The sequence below is a fragment of the uncultured Maribacter sp. genome (assembly GCF_947500985.1).
Taxonomy (GTDB): Bacteria; Bacteroidota; Bacteroidia; order Flavobacteriales; family Flavobacteriaceae; genus Maribacter.
In genome coordinates, this window is sequence record NZ_CANMTX010000004.1 from 100357 (window position 1) to 120594 (window position 20238).

The following is a 20238-nucleotide window of genomic DNA, read 5'->3' on the forward strand; positions in this document are numbered from 1 at the left end:
TGAAGCTAATTCATGTAGTATGCAGTTTAATTTTATAAAATGTATAGGAGATTATATGGTCTGATTTTTTTCGAATTTATCTTCAATAGTTTCTTTAATGCCATTTAAATGATATTCGGTAATTGGTTTGGTAACAAAATCTACTACCAACGGCTTTTTCTTTAAGCGTTCTATATCATTACGATAAGCTGAAGATGTTAAAATAAAAACCATACAGTTATCAACTTTTGCAAACGTTTCTAATTGATCCATAAATTCCCAGCCGTTCATTATGGGCATATTAAGGTCAAGAAATATAATATAGTTGTTCGATTCTGAATATCCTTCAGTTAAATATTCTATTGCAGGCTTTCCATTAGAAAAACTAATAATATCACCCTTTAATTCGGCATGTTTGATTCCTTTTTCGAGTAAAAAAGTAAAAATAGGATCGTCTTCTATTAATAATAGTTGATACTTCATAAATTTTCTTCTATATCAATTACATTAATGGTGTTTTCAACAATGTCTCTAATAATATGGTCTATTTCATCTGCCGAGGTAAATATATAATTTAGTACTTGTTCTTTTTCTTCTGCGTTCAATTTTCCTCTATCGTCAGTCAATAAATTTATCAAGCCCATTAATCTTGCAACAGGTGCTCTAACAATATGAGATTGTGTCCATGCAATTTTTTTAAGTTGAGTATTTTGCTCTTCAATCGCGTTTAAGTGTTGCACTTTTGTGGTAACATCTTTACAATTAGATACTATTCCATTAATAGACGGCTCGTCTAGCTTATTAGTGAGAGTACTTTCTAACCATATCCAATGCCCTTGCCCATGTTTGGATCTATAAGGTTTAATACTAACCTGTGAAGTATTTAGAATCTTTATAAATTCAGTATATACGGTATCCCGATCATCTGGGTGTATATGATCAAAAGCATTAGTGCCTACTAATTCTTCTGGTGCAATATTCAAAATTTTAGTAGAGGTAGGGCTAGCATAAGAGAAAATGCCCTTTTCATCAACAATACTGATCATATCACTGCCTTCTTGAACCAATGTCTTGTATCGGCGTTCGCTATTTTCTAATTGTAGCTCAGATTTCTTTTTTTCAGTATTGTCTTTAGCAATACAATAATAGACGCGATCTTTTTTATCCCAATTAGATGACCATAGCAATGGGACGATAGCTCCATTTTTATGTAGATACCTATTTTCAAAATTGACAACTTTTTTGCCAGATAAAACAGATTCAGCAGAATTTTCGGTTAATTTAATGTCTTCATCATAAACCAATTCAAGATATCGAGTACCTATAATATCTTTAGGTTCATATCCCCAAATTTGTTTACATGCTTTATTGACACTTAAGAAATATCCTTCTTCATCAATAGTACAAATAATGTCTAGAGAAGTATCCATAATTTTCTGTAACTCTTCTTTAGAATTTATGAGTACTTGTTGAGATAATACTTCTGATGTAATATCTTTAGAAAAACAAGTAATACCTATTTTTTCGCCTTCTTTATTATATAAAAGGTCAAATGAAGTAAGCCCATAAGTCGTCCAGAATTTCTTTGGATCTTGAATTTTTTGTTTTACAGAAAATGCCCCGCTTGTAAGAGCCTTATTGTAATAAGATTTCCATTTTTTAGTTAGTTGAGTAGGTACGTGCTCAGAGAAAACTAAATCACCTTCATTAAAAGGTTTGCCTTGAATTTTTTTAACTAATTGGTGATATGCGGTATTTGCGGTTATAAGCCTATATTCTAAATCTATAGACCACATTAAGTCTTTAGTGCTATTAATCATAGCTTCTTGGTTGTTTTTAACTCTTTGAAGCTCTGTGGTATAATTCTTTTTTTCAGTTATATCTTGCACGGTACCGTACATTAATTGTGGTTTCTTGTCATCACTCCACTGAAGTACTTTGCCCTTGTCTTGTACCCATTTGTAATCGCCTCTTTTTTGTAGTATTCTATATTGAACATTACATTCATCAGAAGGATAGCTTAAGCAAGCAAGCATTTTTTTCTTTACCTCTTCTAAATCATCTTTGTGAATAAGGTTAAACCATGTATCGGTTTTAAATTCTGATAAATTTGTTTTATTTAAACCATAAATATTAAGTGCTTGTTCATTTAAAGTAAGAGAGTCATCAATAAGATTACGTTCCCAAATACCAATTCCTGTAGCATTGATAATATTGTTTAAAAGTTTACCTTTTCGTTCTAGGTCTATTTTTTGATCTTCTTCAATCTTTTTAGATTTACGTAATTCTAATAGCTGAACTACTTGTTTTGCAAGTGTTTGAAGTCCGTCAATTTGAGTTTTATCGAGGTTTCTGGGTTGGTAATCGAGTACACATAAGGTACCAATGCGATGGCCGTTTTCGGTAGTTAATGAAGCACCTGCATAGAAACCAATATTAGGGTCGTTCTTAACAAGAGCGTAATTCTGGAACCTTTTGTCTTCATGTGTGTTTTTAACAACCATTAAATCTATATCATCGCTAATTATATGTTTACAGAAAGATTCTTTAATAGGGGAACCGCTGCTATCTAAACCAAAATGAGATTTAAAAAATTGCCTCTTATCATCTATTAAAGAAATTAGGCTTGAAGGTGTATCACAAATAGAGGCAGCAAGTGATGTTATCTCATCATAGATGACCTCAGGGTACGTATCCATAATGTCATAAGACATCAATGTTTCTAATCTATTCGTATCTAAAATATTACTCCCGTTCATTTAATCCTTATCAAAAGACATGTACTTAATCTAATACTTTAACGTCAAAGTAGGAAATTTCTTTAAAAAAAGAGGCAAAAATATGCTTTAAGTTTACTTTAAACACGCATTAGATGTATTTTTTTCTCAATTATGGCATTTTTTAATATTTGTAAGTAGTTATTAATCAGATTTCTAAAATGATTTTGTCAGTTGTATATAGATAAGTTTGAATTATTTTCAACAAAATAGATATATCGTTCAGAAAAATTTTAGGAATTCGTTAATTAGATACCGTTCATTTCATGAAAAGGCTATTTTTGTGATATGACCCAACTGCCTAAAAAATTATTGAAAGTATTAGCGAATCGTAAAAAAGAGGAGACCTTTCGCTCTTTAAACTCCCTTGACGGGCTAATAGATTTTTTATCTAATGACTACTTAGGGTTTGCTACAAATGAAACTTTGTTTTCTAAGACATTTCAGCTATTGTTAACAGAAAATGTAGCATCGAACGGGTCTGGAGGTTCAAGGCTATTGTCGGGCAATCATAAATTATATAAACGATTAGAGCCTATGCTAAATGGGTTCTACAAAGCAGAAGCGGTCCTAGTGTTTAACTCGGGCTACGATGCCAATATGGGTCTTTTTAGTGCGGTACCCCAACGTGGCGATTTAATATTTTATGATGAGTTTGTTCATGCCAGTATAAGAGAAGGTATACGAATGAGCAATGCTAAGGCATATAGTTTTTTACATAACGATTTGTCAAGCCTAAAGGAAAAGGTAGCGCTAAATACAAGTAGAAATGACCATGAAGATTACGCTGTTTATATAGTAACCGAAAGTGTTTTTTCTATGGATGGGGATACGCCCGATTTAAAAGCTTTTGCAAAATTTACTACATCTAATGGCTATCATTTAATAGTTGATGAAGCTCATGCTGTTGGTGTTTTAGGAAGCAACGGGGAAGGTCTAATACCGGAATTAGGTCTTGAGAAAAATGTTTTTGCAAGAACGGTTACGTTTGGTAAGGGCTTTGGTTGTCATGGTGCGGCAATTTTAGGTTCAGAAGATTTAAAAGACTATTTGGTAAACTTTGCCAAGCCATTTATTTATACCACTGCGTTAACACCACATACTTTGGCAACCATAATAACGGCACATGAATATTTAAAGGAGTTGGGCGAATCGCCAAATACGTTACTAAAGGAAAATATAGCCTTTTTTAAATCGCAGTTGAAAGCACATAAAATAGAGAAGTTTTTTATAACCAGTGATACTGCAATTCAAGGATGCTTAATACCAGGGCCTAAAAAAGTAAAACAAGTATCTAAAAAACTAATTGATAAAGGTTTCAATATAAAGGCAATTCTGTCGCCTACCGTACCAGAAGGCCAAGAAAGACTTAGAATATGTTTGCATAGTTTTAATTCTAAAGAAGAAATAGGGTTATTGGTGAAATTGTTAGCTAGTTTTATATAATATATGGAAGATAAATTTTATCAGCTAGCTTCTTTTGAATACGTAGCCGATGTGCAAATTGTAAAAGGCAAACTAGAGTCTGAAGGTATACCAGTGTTTCTTAGGGATGAAAACACCTTAAATTCAGATCCGTTAATCAGCAATGCAATCGGCGGAGTAAAATTACAAGTATATTCTAAAGATAAAGAACGAGCAATTGCCATTTATAATGAGATAAGGGCTTATGCTGTAGATAATGACGGAAAAACTATTGTTTGCCCTAATTGCAAGGCTCAAAAATCTGAACCGTATTATAACAGCAAGGGAGTATTTTATAAACTTTTTCCTTTTTTTGAAAAAAGAAAATATAAGTGCCTAAATTGTGGAATGATCACTAATTCAAAGTAAGAATACATGCAAAAAATATTTGTAACAGGAATTTCAACAGAAGTAGGTAAAACAATTGCATCGGCAATTTTTACCGAAGCACTACAAGCAGATTATTGGAAACCTGTTCAAGCTGGAGATTTAGATAATACGGATACTGATAAAGTTAAAAGCCTTATCTCAAACAAGAAATCTAAATTTCACCCTAGTAGCTATAATTTAAAAGCAGCTATGAGTCCGCATGCAGCGGCTGAAATTGAAGGTATTAGAATTGACAGATTTCATATTAATGAGCCAGAAACAGATAATGACTTAGTCATAGAAGGTTCTGGTGGTATTCTAGTACCATTAAATGAGGAAGATACCATGTTTGATATCATCATGCCCGATTATAAAGTTGTGGTGGTGTCTAGAAATTATTTAGGAAGTATCAATCATTCGTTACTGACCATTAACTGGTTATTGCACAAAGGTTATGAGGTTTCTGTATTATTTAGCGGAGAGGCTAATCCTCATACAGAAAATATAATTCTTCATAAAACAGGCGTATCCTTGATAGGTAGAATAGATGAAGAAAAAGAATTTACTAAAGAGGTTATTAAAAAGTATGCCGATAAATTTGAAGGCATTTTAAGAACACTATAGTCGCTGTAAAATTTCTGCATTATCTATTGTAGCAAATACCTTATAGTGTTCCGCTAAATAGGCATCTAGATATTCGTTTTCCTCAACTTCTTTTTTGTTTAAAATTCGTCTGCCTTTTCGTATTACAACCGTTTTGGGTTGTAATTCTTCCATAATATATTCAAGTTCTTCGATTGAGTTTTTTCTTGGGTTATAAAAAAAAGGAAACAGCTCGTCTCTACAAATATTACTTGGGTGCGTAGAAGCTGTGGTAGGTGGTAAGGTATCTAAATTCCAGTATCCTATATGATATTCAAAAAACAGGATATTTTTAGTTTCTAAATTATGTTCTAAAATATATTGCGGAGTAGAAAAACCTTCCCCATTAAAGAAAGTGCCTTTTTCAAATTTGTTCTTTATAACATTTACATATTCCAAGTAACTTTCAGCAGGTATCAATAACGCGATAAACGCAGCATAAATTGGTAATTTCGGCTTGTACTGTACTATTAAGTTGTAGATGACTATACCAACTAAAATAAGTAACATGGGGTGTAATTGAATAAGGTAGTGACCATTGATTCTTCCGCCCTTTACAAAAGAGAACAATATCCCAATAATAGCAACTAATAGCAGTTGAACAATTCTGTTTTTAAAATCAAGCTTTTTGCTTTTGTAGGCATATACAAGAAAAAGTCCTGTAATTACAAAAATAGGTGCTAGTTTAAAGATGGAATATCTTCTGGCTCCGGTATATTCTAAAGGAGCCAGTACTACAGATTCCCACCATATATATGTTTGATTACTTAAATAATAAGGTATAATAGTTGCTAAAATTACGGTTATAACACCAGTGGAAAATAACATAATAGAGAAAAAACTACTACTCTTTTTTGTAAATACACCCTCATAAACCAAGTACAAGCCAATAAATAAAATAGGGAAAGCCATATTCAATTTCACCATAACAGTGGCACCCATTAAAACTCCTGCCAAGAAAATATAGGCATTAGATTTCTTTGATTGTAGAAGGTAAATAGCAGGCACAAATAATGCGATACATATATGTTCAGACATTACACCTTGTAGGCTGCCAAAAAGACTTAATAGAACAATGCAAAACGCCCCAACAAAAATAGAAGCCTTTTTAGGTATCATAGTAAGTGCTATCTTATAGGTATAAAATGCGGTAATGACCACTAGAAATACACCGGCAAGCCGAATAGCTATAAAACTTTTACCAAATATGGATATAATGGCTGCAAAAAAAGCAAAGGTTAATGGAGGCTTTAAATCCCACAGTTGCGTATAGGGTAGAAAACCATTAGCCCAAGATTGACCTAACAGAATAAAAGTGCTTTCATCGCGATCTATATAGTCCCTAAAGAAAAAAGGAAAACGAATAAAAAAAGTAATTAAAAAGAATAGGAAGAATACAGCTGTATTCTTCAACTCGGAAAAATTTAAAAACGCTTTTTCGTTTCTTTTTAAGGGCATCTCTTTGTTGCGGTTTATTTCCCGATCTTTGCAAGATAGATAAAATGAAGAATTATAAATTCTATGAAAGTGGAAAATCTATCTACTCGAGATAAAAAATATTTATGGCATCCGTTAACTCAACATAAGTTGGGTAAACCACAATTACCTATAACTAGTGCAAAGGGTGCTTTATTGTTTGATGAAGAGGGGAAAGAGTATATTGACGGTATTGCATCTTGGTATACCGTAATGTACGGTCATGCCAATGACGCTATAATTTCGGCAATGACCGAGCAAATGCAAAAGTTAGATTTTGTAATGTTCAGTGGTCTAACTCACGAACCGGCAATAGAATTATCTGAAAAATTAATGGCCATTTTGCCAGATAACCAGGCAAAACTTTTCTTCAACGATAATGGTTCTACAGCTATTGAGGCAGCTATAAAAATGTCGCTTCAATATTTTCATAATAACGGAGAAAAAAGAGATACACTAATTGCTTTTGAAGATGGTTTTCATGGTGATACGTTTGGTGCTATGAGCGCATCTGGTCTGTCATCTTACAATGGTCCGTTTGAAGATTTTCTTTTAAAGGTGATTCGCATTCCTACGCCACAAGAAGATAATATAGATGAAGTAAAAACTAAGCTAACTCAAATTCTTGAAGAGAATAGCTGTGCAGCATTTGTTTTTGAACCACTGGTGCAAGGTGCAGCAGGTATGAAATTTCATTCTGTAGAAGGATTAGATTTGTTAATCGGTCTTTGTCAAGAACAAGAGGTGTTATGTATAGCAGATGAGATAATGACCGGCTTTGGCAAAACAGGTAAGAATTTTGCATCAGATAATTTAACGAATAAACCTGATGTTATTTGTTTAAGTAAGGCGTTAACGGCGGGTATGTTTCCTTTAAGTATTACCAGTTGTTCACAGAGAATTTATGACCGTTTTCTTAGTGATGAGGTGCACAAAGGTTTTTTTCATGCGCATACTTTTAGTGCGCATCCTTTAGGTTGTGCAGCTGCTTTGGCGGGAATAGAACTTTTGAATTCTCCAGAAATCTTAGAAAGAAGAAGCTATATTGAAAATGCCCATAACGTATATGCTAGCAAAATTCAGAATCATAAAAAAGTAAAAGAAGTAAGGGTTATGGGTGCTATTCTTGCCATAGACCTTGAAATAAAAATGGAACGTTATGGTAATTTGCGTGATCAACTTTATAGTTTCTTTTTAGAAAGAGGGGTTTTATTGCGGCCTTTAGGTAATACGATTTATACATTACCACCCTACGTAATTACAGATATACAACTTCAGAAGATTTACGAGGCGATCACTGAGGCTTTAGATACATTTTAGATTAGAATTTGAAAGAAAAAATATCCATAACAGCCATAGCTTCAATGTCACCTTTAGGTAGCACATTAGAAGAAACTTGGCAGTCATATCAGAACGATGACCATTATTTCTCTTTGTCAGAAATAAATGGTGATAAAACTTGGACGGCTCCTTTGTCTAAATCTGCGAGATTACTAGTAGAGGAACAAAGGGAGTCTGATAGTAAATACAGAAAATTAGATGACAGTGTCCTATTCGCAATGGTAGCTTCACGAATGGCAGTGAAGCAATCAGGTTGGGAAAACACAGCTGAATTCGGAATCAACATGGGCTCGTCTCGTGGGGCAACGAAGTTATTTGAGCAGTATCATAAAGAGTATTTAGATACGGGTATTTCATCAACTTTAAGTTCACCAACAACTACATTGGGTAATATCTCTTCATGGGTATCACATGATTTAGGAGCGACCGGACCAGAAATATCACATTCCATCACTTGTTCAACGGGTTTGCATTCGGTATTGAACGGAGTGGCTTGGCTAAATAGCGGAATGGCAAATAAGTTTTTGGTAGGTGCCAGTGAAGCTCCGCTGACCAATTTCACCATTGCTCAAATGAAGGCATTGAAGATTTACGCAAAAGCACCCGATTCAAATTCTGGTTCGGTAACTGAGCGAAGTCGAAGTTACCCTTGTCTGGCATCAGACCTAAAAAAAGAATTTAATTCTATGATATTAGGCGAAGCAGCTTCGGTAGCTTGTCTAGAAACGGGAGTAGTAAAAAATGCCTTGGCAATAATAGATGGAGTTGGTTATGCTACAGAAATTTTAAAACATAATACTTCCATTTCAGCTAATGCCATATGTTTTCAGAAATCTATGAAAATGGCTTTAGGCGATTTAGATGTTACTGAGGTAGATGCTATCGTAATGCATGCACCCGGCACTATAAAAGGAGATTCTTCGGAATTCAACGCAATTCGAGAAGTCTTCGAAAATCACATGCCTCAATTGACCACCAATAAATGGAAAATTGGTCACACATTCGCAACTTCTGGAATACTAAATCTAGAATTGGCGGTTTTAATGTTACAACATAATAAGATGATTTCAGTACCTTTTATGGAGTCAAAAACTACGAATAGAAACCTTAAAAAAATACTGGTAAATGCCGTTGGTTTTGGTGGTAATGCTGTGAGTATTTTAGTAAGTAAGAATGAATAATCGGATTTTAAATAAAGTTTGATTTTGTGATGAGGTTATTATTTTAAAACCTCCAATTATTTTTTCAATTTAAATTCCGTTATTTTTGAACCCTGGTAACAACCTAAGATTATATGAGCGAAGCAAGACATAATTGGTCAAAAGAAGAAATTTTAGAAATATACAATAAGCCTTTAATGGAGCTACTTTATGAAGCTGCAACTGTGCACAGAAAAAATCATGACCCTAATACGGTACAAGTTTCTACGTTACTTTCTATAAAAACAGGCGGTTGTCCAGAAGATTGTGGGTATTGTCCACAAGCTGCTCGTTACCATACCGACATTGAAGGTAACGATCTTATGGCTGTTTCTCAGGTAAAAGCTCAGGCGCTAAGAGCTAAGGCTTCCGGTAGTTCTCGTGTTTGTATGGGAGCTGCATGGCGAAATGTAAAAGATGGTCCTGAGTTTGATCAAGTGTTAGAAATGGTACGTACCATTAATAAGCTTGATATGGAGGTTTGCTGTACTTTAGGTATGATTACCGAGAATCAGGCAAAACGTTTGGCAGAAGCAGGCTTATACGCTTACAATCACAATTTAGATACTTCAGAAGATTATTATAAAGATGTTATTTCTACTCGTGCCTTTGAGGATCGTTTAGATACTATTGAAAATGTTCGTAAAAGTAATGTTACTGTTTGTAGCGGTGGTATTATTGGTATGGGTGAGGCATTGGAAGATAGAGCAGGTATGTTAGTTGCTTTGACATCATTGAATCCGCAACCAGAATCAGTACCAATTAATGCATTAGTTGCTGTAGAAGGCACGCCAATGGAAGATATTGAACCAGTTTCAATATGGGATATGATTCGTATGGTAGCTACTACAAGAATTGTAATGCCAGAAACTCAAGTACGTTTATCTGCAGGTAGAACTGAAATGAGTAGAGAAGGGCAGGCAATGTGTTTCTTTGCAGGGGCGAATTCTATTTTTGCAGGCGATAAATTGTTGACCACTCCGAATCCTGATGTAAATGAGGATATGGCGATGTTCAAAATGTTAGGTTTAAATCCGCAAAAACCATTTACGAAGGTGTCACAGCCTAAAACGGTAGAAGCAGAAGATTCTCAAATTGAATCTTTAGGTGAAAAACCAAAATGGTCTAGACCAGGTCACTCTATTGAGCGTAATGAAACTGCGAAGCAAAAGGCTAAAATTATTGACTAAGGTTACATTAATACATTTTTAAGAAATTGTTTTCTTTACGTTAATTACCTTTGGCTTCCCTAAAAAACCATGTGTAATTGAAGTTAGCAGATATTCCGAGGGTAAAACATATTACCAAGGACAACTTTATTAACGACTACTTTAAACCTCAAAAACCTGTTGTTTTAGAACAGGCTATTGAAGATTGGCCTGCTTATAACAAGTGGAACCTAGACTATATTAAAGAAGTAGCGGGCAATATTACTGTGCCTTTGTATGATGATAGACCAGTTCAGCATAAAGATGGTTTCAATGAACCACATGCCAAAATGAAAATGGCAGAATATGTGGATCTATTAAAGAAAGAGCCTACCAAGTATAGAATTTTTCTTTGGAATATTTTAAAGGAAGTACCAGCTCTACAGAAAGATTATAAGTTTCCTGACTTCGGGTTAAGGCTTTTAAAAGGTGTGCCAATGATGTTTTTCGGCGGACGAGACTCGTATACTTTCATGCATTACGATATCGATTTGGCGAATATATTTCATTTTCATTTCGATGGAGAAAAAGAGGTTGTCCTGTTTCCGCAGTCAGAAACGAAAAATCTATATAAGGTGCCACATTCTTTAATTACACATGAGAGTATAGATTTCTCAAATCCTGATTACTTAAAGTGGCCAGCTTTGAAAAAGGCAAAAGGATTCAAAACTACTTTATCACACGGCGAGGTTCTATATATGCCAGAAGGTTATTGGCATTATATGAAATACAACACTCCGGGATTTTCAATGAGTTTGAGGGGATTAGCGCATAACCCTAAGAATTTGGCTAAGGCATCGTATAATATTGTAGTGATGCGCTACTATGACGTGTTAATGCGCAAGCTAAAAGGGCAAGATTGGATTGATTGGAAAAATAAAGAAGCCATATCTAGAACCAATAAAAATCAAAAAGTGTAAACAGAAATTGAATGAGTATTATTTTATAAGCTCAAATGTTTTTTCATACACCAAATGACTTTCCCAGCCACGATATAAAAGGTAATCTGCTAATTTTTTTCTTCGCTTTTGAATATTAGTTTCGGTAATCTGTCGTAATCTTTTGTGAGCTAAATCATCTAAAGCTGTCAAGTAAGCTTCCGGCTCAATTTCTTTCAAGGCGGTTGTGATATTATATTTAGAAATGTTTCTAAATTTCAGTTCTCTAACAATTCTATTTTTTCCCCATTTTTTAATGTTGAATTTGCCACGAGCAAAACTCTTTGCAAAACGCTCTTCGTTTAAGAACCGGTCTTCAATAAGTTGGGCAATAATGGTATCGACTGCTAATGGAATCATACCCATGTCTTTCAATTTCGCAACCACCTCTTTATGGCAGCGATCTTGGTAAGCGCAGTAGCTTTCTATTTTTTTAGTAGCCTCTTGAACAGTGTAGCCTTTTGTTTTTTCGTTCAATGATGATATTTAATAAAATTTGAAATTAGGACGGTCATGCCGCAAAGATATAACCAAAAGCAAAACTGAGTAAAAATATTAAGGCACCAACTGCTATTCCTACTCCAACCGTTATAAGTAAAAATAAAATCACCTTTAAAATTGATTGACCAATGGTAAGTTTATATAGTCTACCATAAACATAAGTATAATAAAAAATCAATAGAGGATATATTAAAAGAAACAGACTAGGATGAACCCAAATAGCTATAAAAAATATTAGAGAGGTAGTTAAAAAACTTAAACCCTGAATGTAACAATTGGCTACAATATGTTCTGCATAATTGTAAGGTTTTCTGTATACTAAAAATGCTATCAATGTGTATATGGGAAGTAAAAGGATTACCATTATGTTAAAGTACTTAAGCATAAATTTTGAGCTTTCGGTTGATTTGGTCAACTGCTCTGCCTTAAATTCTGGATCTGCAAATGGTCCACCCAGTATTTCTGCATACCAATTAATTTGTGATTCATTAAAATCGTTCATTACTGATATGTATTCTTTATCAAAAGAATTAAATACAAACAAGTTGATTGCCATACATATAGTTAAGAAAGCAAAAGGGTTTAAGAATTTTTTACGTGTACCGTTATAATATTCTCTAAGAAGCACTCCAGGTCTTAAAATCAAGTATTTAATGGTAACAAAATACTTGTTGTCCCACCCAATATAATTTTGAAAGGCGTCCTCTATAATACGTTTAATAGTTATTCTTTCAGAGACTATTTTAGCACCACATTGGTTACAGTAAAATGATTGATGAACTAGAGCAGAAGAACAATTTTTGCAAGACATTTACTTTGGTTGGTTAGGAATTTGATGGTTAAAATACATAAAAACCTAAAACAAAAAAAGCGACTCTTTTGGGAGTCGCTTTTTTCATTAATATATTGTTTTGCCGTCTTTATTTTTAAAACGGTATTCTAGATACGTATACGCATCGCGTGGTTGAATTTTAATCCATTTTTTATACTCTAAGAACCACTTTGTTCTCATCGATGGAAAACCTTTTGTTATATAGGCTGCTATAAAAGGGTGTATATTCAAAGTTATACTACTATCCTTTTTAGGGCCTTTAAGAAGTTTTTCAAGGTCCGATGTAATTTTATCTATTAAAACAATAGGTGCTTCCACCTGTTTCCCAGAATTGTTTGGGTCCTCTTCAGTTGTTTTAATATTCATTTCAGGTCGTACCCTTTGTCGGGTAATCTGAATTAAACCAAATTTACTAGGAGGTAGTATTTTGTGCTTGGCACGATCATCTTTCATCTCATCTCTAAGATGTTCAAAAAGCCTTTTTCTATGTTGTGGTTTTACCATATCGATAAAATCTACAACTATAATACCGCCCATATCACGAAGGCGTAGTTGCCTTGCAATTTCTGATGCGGATAAAAGATTTACCTCTAGGGCAGTATCTTCTTGGTTTTTAGCTTTGTTTGATCTATTGCCACTGTTAACGTCTATAACATGAAGTGCTTCTGTATGCTCTATAATTAAATAGGCGCCTTTGCTCATTGCGGCAGTACGGCCAAAAGACGTTTTAATCTGTCTTTCAATACCAAATTTTTCAAAAATAGGTACGTTGGTGTTATTATAGTGCTTAACGATGCTCTCTTTTTCGGGAGCAATTTCCGACACATAGTCCTTAATTTCATTGTATAAGGTGTCGTCATCTACATGTATTCCGGTAAAACTATCATTAAATACATCTCTTAAAATAGAAGATGCTCTATTGAGTTCTACAAATACTTTTGATGGTGTCTGCGCACGTTGTAATTTTTTACACATTGCTGTCCATTTGTTCAGCAAGTTTTCTAGATCTTTGTCCAGTTCTGCAACTTTTTGTCCTTCTGCGACTGTTCTAATGATAACACCAAAACCTTTAGGTTTAATGCTTCTAACTAGTCTTTTTAACCTGTCTTTTTCTTCTTTGCTCGCAATCTTTTGAGATACGGATACACGGTCAGAAAAAGGAACCATTACCAAGTAGCGTCCGGCAATTGATAGCTCAGAACTAATTCTTGGTCCTTTAGTAGATATAGGTTCTTTTACAATTTGAACCAATAGAGATTGGTTTGCTTTAATGACATCGGTAATAACACCGTTTTTGTCAATATCGGTCTCGGCCGGGAAATTTCCTAAGGTGTAATCCGTTAGTTTTCCTGTGCTCACTTGTTTTATGAACTTAAGCATAGAAGATAATTGCGGACCAAGGTCATGGTAATGCAAGAATGCATCTTTTTCATAACCAACGTTTACAAACGCTGCGTTAAGCCCGGTAACTGGTTTTCTGATTTTGGCGAGAAAAATATCACCTACAGAAAAGTCGTTACTGTTTTCTTCTTTATGCAGTTCAGTGAGTTTTCCGTCTTTTAACAAGGCAAAGTCAACAGATTGGGAACTAGATCTTACGATTAATTCTCTATTCACCTGAATATATTTTTAGTCGTTTCGCCTATTAAAATAGGGAACGAACTGATTAAACAATACCATAGACAAATACAAATGTATTTGCCGAAATCCAAAATCTGGATCTCTATGTCAATGAACGTATTTTAAAAAGAAAAAGTAGTTATTAAAACTACTTTTTCTTGTGTCGGTTAGCTCTTCTACGCTTCTTGCGCTTGTGTGTAGCTACCTTATGTCTCTTTCTTTTCTTACCGCTTGGCATAAAGTTCTTTTTTTAAGATTAATTATTTTACGTGTACGTTGCTCTTAACTCCTTCTACAAAAACCTTTGCAGGCTTAAATGCTGGAATGTTGTGAGCGGGTATTTTAATAGTTGTGTTTTTGGAAATATTTCTACCGGTTTTTTCGGCTCTAGTTTTAATGATAAAACTACCAAAACCTCTTAGGTAAACATTATCACCACTTTCTAGTGATGTTTTTACCTCTTCCATAAAAGATTCAACAGTTGCCTGTACATCTCCTTTTTCAATTCCCAGCTTATCTGAGATCTTCGATACAATTTCCGCTTTCGTCATCTTTCAATATTAGATTTTCTGTATGTTTTTTCGGGTTGCAAATATATAAATTAAATTCAATCTTTCTTTCTAATGGGTTAATTTTAAGTGTATAAACTGCTACTTTTATAACTTAGTATTGAATAGCATGTCATTTTCGAGTAAAATTTTAGATTGGTATCATGATAATAAGCGCAGTTTACCATGGCGTGCGAGTACTGATCCATACAAAATTTGGCTATCAGAAATTATTCTTCAACAAACGCGTGTAGCTCAGGGAACCCCGTATTACTTGAGTTTTGTGGAAAATTTTCCAACTGTATATGATCTAGCCAATGCAAATGAAGAGCAAGTTTTAAAACTTTGGCAAGGGCTCGGGTATTATTCAAGAGCTAGAAATCTTCATGCCGCTGCAAAAATGGTGGTCGAGCAGTATGATGGGAAATTTCCTGATAATTATAAGAAACTTTTAACACTGAAAGGTGTCGGCGACTATACTGCAAGTGCAATTTCGTCTATTTGTTTCAATGAAGCGCAAGCTGTAGTAGATGGAAATGTATATAGAGTACTCTCTAGATACTATGGTATAGACACTCCTATTAATAGTACAGAGGGTATTAAATATTTTAAAAGCTTGGCGCAAAAAGTCATGGATCCCGCTAATATTCGAGACTATAACCAAGGTATTATGGAGTTTGGAGCCATACAATGCTCCCCGAAAAAACCTTTATGCCTGCTTTGCCCACTAAATGATAGTTGTGTAGCTCTTGAAAAAGGTTTGCTAGATACCTTACCAGTGAAGTTAAAGAAGACAAAAGTGCGTAATCGATACTTCAATTATCTTATACCTATATATAAGGATGCTGATGGGCATCAATTCACAAGTCTAAATCAAAGAACCGGCAAAGGTATTTGGCAGAATCTTTGGCAGTTTCCTTTGCTTGAGTCAGATAATGTATTAGAAATAGATGATATTATTATAAGGTATAAAGAAGTACTTGGTGATATGAAGTCTAGCGAAGTAATAATGTACAATGAAAATGCAATCGTACATAAGCTGTCGCATCAACACCTGCATACGAAGTTCTGGTTGGTGTATATAAATGATGATTTTGAAGGTAAGATTCCTGTAGAAAAAATAACCGATTTTCCGGTGCCAGTTTTAATCGCAGATTTTATCAAAGCATTTAAATTTTAGTACTTTTGATTTTTATATCTTTAAGTTATGAGCGGTACATTAAATAAGGTAATGTTGATTGGGCATTTAGGTGATGAAGTTAAAATGCATTATTTTGAAGGAGGCGGTAGTATTGGTAGATTTCCAATAGCTACAAATGAGACATATACCAACAAATCTACTGGTGAACGTGTTTCAAATACAGATTGGCACAATGTGGTAGTTAGAAATAAAGCTGCTGAAATTTGTGAAAAATATTTAAGTAAAGGTGATAAGGTATATGTAGAAGGCAGATTGAAAAATCGTCAATGGCAAGGTGAAGATGGTAATACCAGATATTCAACTGAAGTTCATGTGCAAGAATTTACATTTTTGACAACCAAGAAAGAGGGTATGCAAAACAATGGAGGTTCAGCGCCTGCTGCTCAGAAACCAGCAAGTATTGAAAGTAAAGCGCCATCTAAAGCATCAGCTCCTGCACCTGCAAGTCCAGATGAGGATGATGATTTACCATTCTAACAAAATTTAAATAACAACTATTGGACCCAGACCCCTTACCGTTATTAATGACAACATTAGTTGTAAACGGTGTTTTTGCAATGAATATAGTTGTACTATGCGTACTACTTGTTTGCTCTGCACTTATTTCTGGAGCAGAAGTGGCTATGTTTGGTCTTTCATCAACCGAAATTAAAGAACTACAAGACGAAAAATCTGCCCAAAGTTCAATTCTAATTAAGCTTCTAGAACGTCCAAAAAAATTATTGGCGACCATTTTAATAGCGAATAATGCTATTAACATTGGTGTAGTGTTGCTATTTAGTATCATTGGCGATACCTTATTTGAAAATATAACTCAGGTGTGGTTCGGTGTTGTTTCGGTACGTTTTCTTTTAGAGGTCGTGGTCGCAACGTTTCTAATTTTAATGTTCGGTGAAATTCTACCAAAAGTGTATGCCAACAGAAATAGGATGAGTTTTGCTCATTTAATGGCTTATCCATTAAGGGTGTTAGATTTTATTTTTTCTCCATTAAGTTTACCTATGCGTTCTGGAACATTGTTTTTGTATAATAAACTTGGTAAGCAGAAATCAAGTTTAAGTGTCGATCAGTTGTCACAAGCGCTAGATTTAACTTCTCATGGCGATACCACTAAAGAAGAAAAAAAGATTTTAGAAGGTATTGTGACTTTTGGTAATACAGATACCAAACAAGTAATGAGACCTCGTATAGATATTTTTGCCCTTAATGAGCAAATGAAATTTCTTGAAGTTCTAGGAGAAATAAAGAAGAACGGGTATTCTAGAATTCCTGTTTTTGGTGAAAATATAGATACTGTAAAAGGTGTTTTGTATGTAAAGGATTTATTGCCTTACCTAGATCGAAAAACCTTTAATTGGATGACCTTGATCAGGGAGCCTTATTTTGTGCCTGAGAATAAAAAATTAGATGATTTATTGGGTGAATTTCAAGAGAAGAAGAATCATTTGGCTATAGTTGTAGATGAATATGGTGGTACTTCTGGCTTGGTGTCTTTAGAAGATATTATTGAAGAAATTGTAGGAGATATTAGTGATGAGTTTGATGATGAAGATTTGATTTTCTCGAAATTAGATGATTTCAATTATGTCTTTGAAGGGAAAACACCTCTTAAAGATTTTTATAGGGTTATCAAATTAGAGGATAATGAAATCTTTGAAGAGAATAAAGGGGAGTCAGAAACCTTGGCTGGTTTTGTTTTAGAAAAGGCAGGAAGTTTCCCGAAAAGAGGTGAAAAAATACAATTTGATTCCTATACTTTTGTAGTTGAGGGTATGGACAAGAAGAGATTAAAACAAATAAAAGTAACCTTGCCACATGAAGAGTAAGTCATTCGTTGGATTTTTAATAGTATTTCTATTTATGGTTAGCTGTAAAGATGAAGAGGTACTCCCTAAACCCAAAGCTAAAATGCGGTTAGAATATCCGCAGGGAAAATTAGCAGATTTAGAAACTGAGAACTTCAGTTTTAAATACAATCAATTGGCAAATGCCGAACCAAATGGCGATCAAGCCTACACGATTTCTTATCCCGAAATGAAAGGCGCTATTTTTCTAAGCTATAAGAAGATTGACGGTAATTTAGCTCAATTGATCAATGATTCTAAAAGGCTTAGTTACGAACATGCTGCAAAAGCAGATAACATTGTAGAGCAGCCGTATGTAAATCCTGATAATAAAATATATGGCGCGTTATTTGAGGTGCAGGGTAATGCTGCCTCGCAATCTCAATTTTTTGTCACCGATAGTACCGAACACTTTTTAACCGGTTCTGTATATTTTTATACGAAACCCAATTATGATTCTATTCTACCTGCAGCGTCATATCTTCAGAATGACATTAGGGGAATTATAGAAACACTTCGGTGGAAAAAATAAAGTCGTATGGTTACAAAACAAGACCTATTAGATTGTCATAAACGAATAACGCCATTTATTCATAATACAGCTGTTTTAACATCGAGATTAATTGATAAAGAGGTCAATGCTCAAGTTTTTTTTAAGTGCGAGAATTTTCAAAGAGCAGGAGCTTATAAAATACGAGGTGCTACCAATGCCATTTTACAATTATCAGAAGAGCAAAAGAAAAGCGGAGTAGTAACACATTCGTCGGGTAATTTTGCCCAAGCACTGTCATTAGCAGCACAGAGTGTTGGTGTTACCGCACATATTGTAATGCCAAATACAGCTCCGGAAGTTAAAAAAGTAGGGGTTAGAGAGTATGGTGGTAAAATTTATGAGTGTGAGCCAACAGTAGAGGCGAGGCAAGCATTAGCAGATGAAATAGGATTAAAAACGGGTGCTACTTTCGTGCATCCTTCCAACGATACTAATGTTATTTTAGGTCAAGGTACTGCAGCCTTAGAGTTACTCGAAAAACAATCCGATTTAGATTTTATATTTTGCCCTGTTGGTGGTGGCGGCCTTATTGCTGGTTCTGCGTTAGCCGCTAAATATTTTGGAGATAACTGTTGCGTTTATGGAGCTGAGCCGTTTGAAGCAGATGACGCATACCGATCTTTACAAAGTGGAAAAATTGAAAGTAATGAAACAACAAATACCATTGCTGACGGGTTAAAGACGATGTTAGGTGATAAAAACTTTCCTATTATAAAAGAACTGGTAAGTGGTATTGTTAGAATTACGGAAGATGAAATAATAGCTGCTATGAGACTCGTTTGGGAACGTATGAAAATCATCATAGAACCCTCTAGTGCGGTAACTGTGGCTGCAGTTTTAAAACAATCAAAAGAGCAGCCAGAAGTTTTTCAGAATAAAAAAATAGGCATAATTATTTCTGGAGGAAATGTAGACTTATCTAATTTACCTTTTTAGAATACGTTGTTTTTATTGCTTGCTTAAAATTTCTTCTGCACGCTCAATACTAGAATTGATGTTTTCTTTTACTTGTAGAACTTTCTCTTCTTCTTCTTTTAGCCATTGTTTCTTTTCGTCAGAAAGTTCTTTGCCATCCATTATTTCTTCTGAATCGAAACGATCGCCAAAACCTTGCATCCAATCCATCATCGATCTATTGGCTTCTTGAAGGTCTTTTATGGCTTTTGCTTCAACAGACTCGGCTCCTAAAGAATCTGCCATTGGTTTTAATTGGCCAACTAGCTTTCCTAAAGTTCCCATTTTCGGCATTACTTCGTCATGAATGCTCATTACGTTCTCCATTTTAGAAGGCTCTTCAGCTTTCTTGGTTTCTTTGCAAGAAGTGAACGTAATTAATGTAGCTATGGCAAGTGTATAAAGTATATTTTTCATTTTAGTTGTCTTTTGAAGTAACAGTATTTATGGTGTAAACGTAGTCTTTAACTTTGGTGCCGGTAATAACAGTCTCTATCTCTTCAATGCTAATGATTGTAGGGTCAAAGGTTATAAGTCCGTTTTTATTTTCAAAACTAATTTCTGAAGAAACTACACCTTCGGTTTCCATTAAATTAGAAGAGATTTTATCTGCACAACCTACTTGGCAAGCCATACCGTCTATCCCAACTAAAATAGTACTTGAAGAGCTATTTTCAATTTCAGTAGGTAAAGTGGCGTCTTCTTGAGCTAAAGAAACATTGGTTGCTAGTGTGAATATGGTCACAAATAGAAATAATACTTTGAATTTCATAACACTGAATTAATGGTTAC

Annotated in this window: 21 protein-coding genes; 12 read left to right on the plus strand and 9 right to left on the minus strand. The window is 34.4% G+C overall.

What is annotated here, in order from left to right:
* Positions 1 to 51: 51 nt before the first annotated feature.
* Both Q0871_RS09785 and Q0871_RS09790 read right to left on the minus strand, forming a co-directional pair.
* Positions 52 to 462, minus strand: coding sequence for a response regulator (locus Q0871_RS09785; RefSeq protein WP_299321638.1), 411 nt, complete (start codon positions 460 to 462; stop codon positions 52 to 54).
* On the minus strand, positions 459 to 2738 hold the full coding sequence (locus tag Q0871_RS09790) for a PAS domain S-box protein (protein ID WP_299321641.1): 2280 nt from the start codon (positions 2736 to 2738) through the stop codon (positions 459 to 461). Before Q0871_RS09790 ends, Q0871_RS09785 begins: the two co-directional genes overlap by 4 nt.
* A gap of 306 nt (positions 2739 to 3044) precedes the next feature.
* Here Q0871_RS09790 and Q0871_RS09795 point away from each other — a divergent pair, with 306 nt between their 5' ends.
* From Q0871_RS09795 to bioD, 3 genes are read left to right on the plus strand one after another with little or no spacing between them, the layout of a single operon-like run.
* Positions 3045 to 4202: an aminotransferase class I/II-fold pyridoxal phosphate-dependent enzyme gene (locus tag Q0871_RS09795; RefSeq protein ID WP_299321645.1), complete on the plus strand. Its 1158-nt coding sequence runs from the start codon at positions 3045 to 3047 to the stop codon at positions 4200 to 4202.
* A gap of 3 nt (positions 4203 to 4205) precedes the next feature.
* A complete protein-coding gene (locus Q0871_RS09800) occupies positions 4206 to 4589 on the plus strand; it encodes a DUF2007 domain-containing protein (RefSeq protein ID WP_299321649.1) in 384 nt (127 codons plus the stop codon).
* Positions 4590 to 4595: 6 nt separating this feature from the next.
* Positions 4596 to 5213, plus strand: coding sequence for a dethiobiotin synthase (gene bioD, locus Q0871_RS09805; protein ID WP_299321653.1), 618 nt, complete (start codon positions 4596 to 4598; stop codon positions 5211 to 5213).
* Here the strand turns inward: bioD and Q0871_RS09810 are convergent.
* Complete coding sequence (locus Q0871_RS09810) at positions 5208 to 6644, minus strand: glycosyltransferase family 39 protein (protein ID WP_299321657.1); 1437 nt, start codon at positions 6642 to 6644, stop codon at positions 5208 to 5210. The two genes, bioD and Q0871_RS09810, sit on opposite strands and share 6 nt — an antisense overlap.
* 108 nt (positions 6645 to 6752) lie before the next feature.
* Here Q0871_RS09810 and bioA point away from each other — a divergent pair, with 108 nt between their 5' ends.
* The 4 genes from bioA (at position 6753) to Q0871_RS09830 (ending at position 11375) form a co-directional block, all read left to right on the plus strand.
* Positions 6753 to 8027, plus strand: coding sequence for an adenosylmethionine--8-amino-7-oxononanoate transaminase (gene bioA / locus Q0871_RS09815; RefSeq protein WP_299321661.1), 1275 nt, complete (start codon positions 6753 to 6755; stop codon positions 8025 to 8027).
* 8 nt (positions 8028 to 8035) lie between these two features.
* Positions 8036 to 9229 (plus strand): beta-ketoacyl synthase N-terminal-like domain-containing protein, encoded by a 1194-nt coding sequence (locus Q0871_RS09820; RefSeq protein WP_299321665.1) that lies wholly within the window; start codon positions 8036 to 8038, stop codon positions 9227 to 9229.
* 113 nt (positions 9230 to 9342) lie between these two features.
* Positions 9343 to 10437, plus strand: coding sequence for a biotin synthase BioB (gene bioB, locus Q0871_RS09825; protein WP_299321670.1), 1095 nt, complete (start codon positions 9343 to 9345; stop codon positions 10435 to 10437).
* A 77-nt stretch (positions 10438 to 10514) separates the two neighbouring features.
* Complete coding sequence (locus Q0871_RS09830; RefSeq protein ID WP_299321673.1) at positions 10515 to 11375, plus strand: cupin-like domain-containing protein; 861 nt, start codon at positions 10515 to 10517, stop codon at positions 11373 to 11375.
* Positions 11376 to 11393: 18 nt separating this feature from the next.
* Here the strand turns inward: Q0871_RS09830 and Q0871_RS09835 are convergent, their stop codons facing one another.
* The 4 genes from Q0871_RS09835 to Q0871_RS09850 form a co-directional block, all read right to left on the minus strand.
* Positions 11394 to 11870 (minus strand): regulatory protein RecX, encoded by a 477-nt coding sequence (locus tag Q0871_RS09835; RefSeq protein WP_299321676.1) that lies wholly within the window; start codon positions 11868 to 11870, stop codon positions 11394 to 11396.
* Between the two features lie 34 nt (positions 11871 to 11904).
* On the minus strand, positions 11905 to 12705 hold the full coding sequence (locus Q0871_RS09840; RefSeq protein WP_299321679.1) for a DUF3667 domain-containing protein: 801 nt from the start codon (positions 12703 to 12705) through the stop codon (positions 11905 to 11907).
* Positions 12706 to 12792: 87 nt separating this feature from the next.
* On the minus strand, positions 12793 to 14343 hold the full coding sequence (locus Q0871_RS09845) for an Rne/Rng family ribonuclease (RefSeq protein ID WP_299321682.1): 1551 nt from the start codon (positions 14341 to 14343) through the stop codon (positions 12793 to 12795).
* A gap of 263 nt (positions 14344 to 14606) precedes the next feature.
* The gene (locus tag Q0871_RS09850; protein ID WP_027065813.1) at positions 14607 to 14897 is read right to left on the minus strand and encodes an HU family DNA-binding protein; all 291 of its coding nucleotides are present in this window, start codon (positions 14895 to 14897) and stop codon (positions 14607 to 14609) included.
* A gap of 127 nt (positions 14898 to 15024) precedes the next feature.
* On the opposite strand from Q0871_RS09850, the gene mutY reads away from it, so the two are divergent.
* Genes mutY through Q0871_RS09875 form a run of 5 tightly spaced genes read left to right on the plus strand, consistent with a single transcriptional unit; the run spans position 15025 to position 19428 of the window.
* Positions 15025 to 16074, plus strand: coding sequence for an A/G-specific adenine glycosylase (mutY, locus tag Q0871_RS09855; protein ID WP_299321713.1), 1050 nt, complete (start codon positions 15025 to 15027; stop codon positions 16072 to 16074).
* A gap of 27 nt (positions 16075 to 16101) precedes the next feature.
* Positions 16102 to 16572: a single-stranded DNA-binding protein gene (locus Q0871_RS09860; protein WP_299321715.1), complete on the plus strand. Its 471-nt coding sequence runs from the start codon at positions 16102 to 16104 to the stop codon at positions 16570 to 16572.
* A 47-nt stretch (positions 16573 to 16619) separates the two neighbouring features.
* Positions 16620 to 17921: a gliding motility-associated protein GldE gene (locus Q0871_RS09865; protein WP_299321720.1), complete on the plus strand. Its 1302-nt coding sequence runs from the start codon at positions 16620 to 16622 to the stop codon at positions 17919 to 17921.
* The gene (gene gldD / locus Q0871_RS09870) at positions 17911 to 18471 is read left to right on the plus strand and encodes a gliding motility lipoprotein GldD (RefSeq protein WP_299321724.1); all 561 of its coding nucleotides are present in this window, start codon (positions 17911 to 17913) and stop codon (positions 18469 to 18471) included. The genes Q0871_RS09865 and gldD overlap by 11 nt, the downstream gene beginning before the upstream one ends.
* A 6-nt stretch (positions 18472 to 18477) precedes the next feature.
* Positions 18478 to 19428 carry a pyridoxal-phosphate dependent enzyme gene (locus Q0871_RS09875; protein WP_299321727.1) on the plus strand — a complete coding sequence of 317 codons (951 nt, stop codon included), beginning with the start codon at positions 18478 to 18480 and terminating at the stop codon, positions 19426 to 19428.
* 12 nt (positions 19429 to 19440) lie between these two features.
* Here Q0871_RS09875 and Q0871_RS09880 read toward each other — a convergent pair whose 3' ends face one another.
* Positions 19441 to 19863, minus strand: a complete 423-nt coding sequence (locus tag Q0871_RS09880) for a hypothetical protein (protein ID WP_299321730.1) — start codon at positions 19861 to 19863, stop codon at positions 19441 to 19443.
* Between the two features lies 1 nt (position 19864).
* Entirely contained in the window at positions 19865 to 20218 is a 354-nt protein-coding gene (locus Q0871_RS09885; RefSeq protein WP_299321733.1) for a heavy-metal-associated domain-containing protein, read from the minus strand.
* Positions 20219 to 20238: the final 20 nt, after the last annotated feature.

Bases quoted from the DNA above. Each gene is read 5' to 3' on its own strand.
- Q0871_RS09785 (WP_299321638.1), bottom strand. From the start codon at position 462: ATGAAGTATCAACTATTATTAATAGAAGACGATCCTATTTTTACTTTT.
- Q0871_RS09790 (WP_299321641.1), bottom strand. From the start codon at position 2,738: ATGAACGGGAGTAATATTTTAGATACGAATAGATTAGAAACATTGATG.
- Q0871_RS09795 (WP_299321645.1), top strand. From the start codon at position 3,045: ATGACCCAACTGCCTAAAAAATTATTGAAAGTATTAGCGAATCGTAAA.
- Q0871_RS09800 (WP_299321649.1), top strand. From the start codon at position 4,206: ATGGAAGATAAATTTTATCAGCTAGCTTCTTTTGAATACGTAGCCGAT.
- bioD (WP_299321653.1), top strand. From the start codon at position 4,596: ATGCAAAAAATATTTGTAACAGGAATTTCAACAGAAGTAGGTAAAACA.
- bioA (WP_299321661.1), top strand. From the start codon at position 6,753: ATGAAAGTGGAAAATCTATCTACTCGAGATAAAAAATATTTATGGCAT.
- bioB (WP_299321670.1), top strand. From the start codon at position 9,343: ATGAGCGAAGCAAGACATAATTGGTCAAAAGAAGAAATTTTAGAAATA.
- Q0871_RS09840 (WP_299321679.1), bottom strand. From the start codon at position 12,705: ATGTCTTGCAAAAATTGTTCTTCTGCTCTAGTTCATCAATCATTTTAC.
- Q0871_RS09850 (WP_027065813.1), bottom strand. From the start codon at position 14,897: ATGACGAAAGCGGAAATTGTATCGAAGATCTCAGATAAGCTGGGAATT.
- mutY (WP_299321713.1), top strand. From the start codon at position 15,025: ATGTCATTTTCGAGTAAAATTTTAGATTGGTATCATGATAATAAGCGC.
- Q0871_RS09860 (WP_299321715.1), top strand. From the start codon at position 16,102: ATGAGCGGTACATTAAATAAGGTAATGTTGATTGGGCATTTAGGTGAT.
- Q0871_RS09865 (WP_299321720.1), top strand. From the start codon at position 16,620: ATGACAACATTAGTTGTAAACGGTGTTTTTGCAATGAATATAGTTGTA.
- gldD (WP_299321724.1), top strand. From the start codon at position 17,911: ATGAAGAGTAAGTCATTCGTTGGATTTTTAATAGTATTTCTATTTATG.
- Q0871_RS09875 (WP_299321727.1), top strand. From the start codon at position 18,478: ATGGTTACAAAACAAGACCTATTAGATTGTCATAAACGAATAACGCCA.
- Q0871_RS09880 (WP_299321730.1), bottom strand. From the start codon at position 19,863: ATGAAAAATATACTTTATACACTTGCCATAGCTACATTAATTACGTTC.
- Q0871_RS09885 (WP_299321733.1), bottom strand. From the start codon at position 20,218: ATGAAATTCAAAGTATTATTTCTATTTGTGACCATATTCACACTAGCA.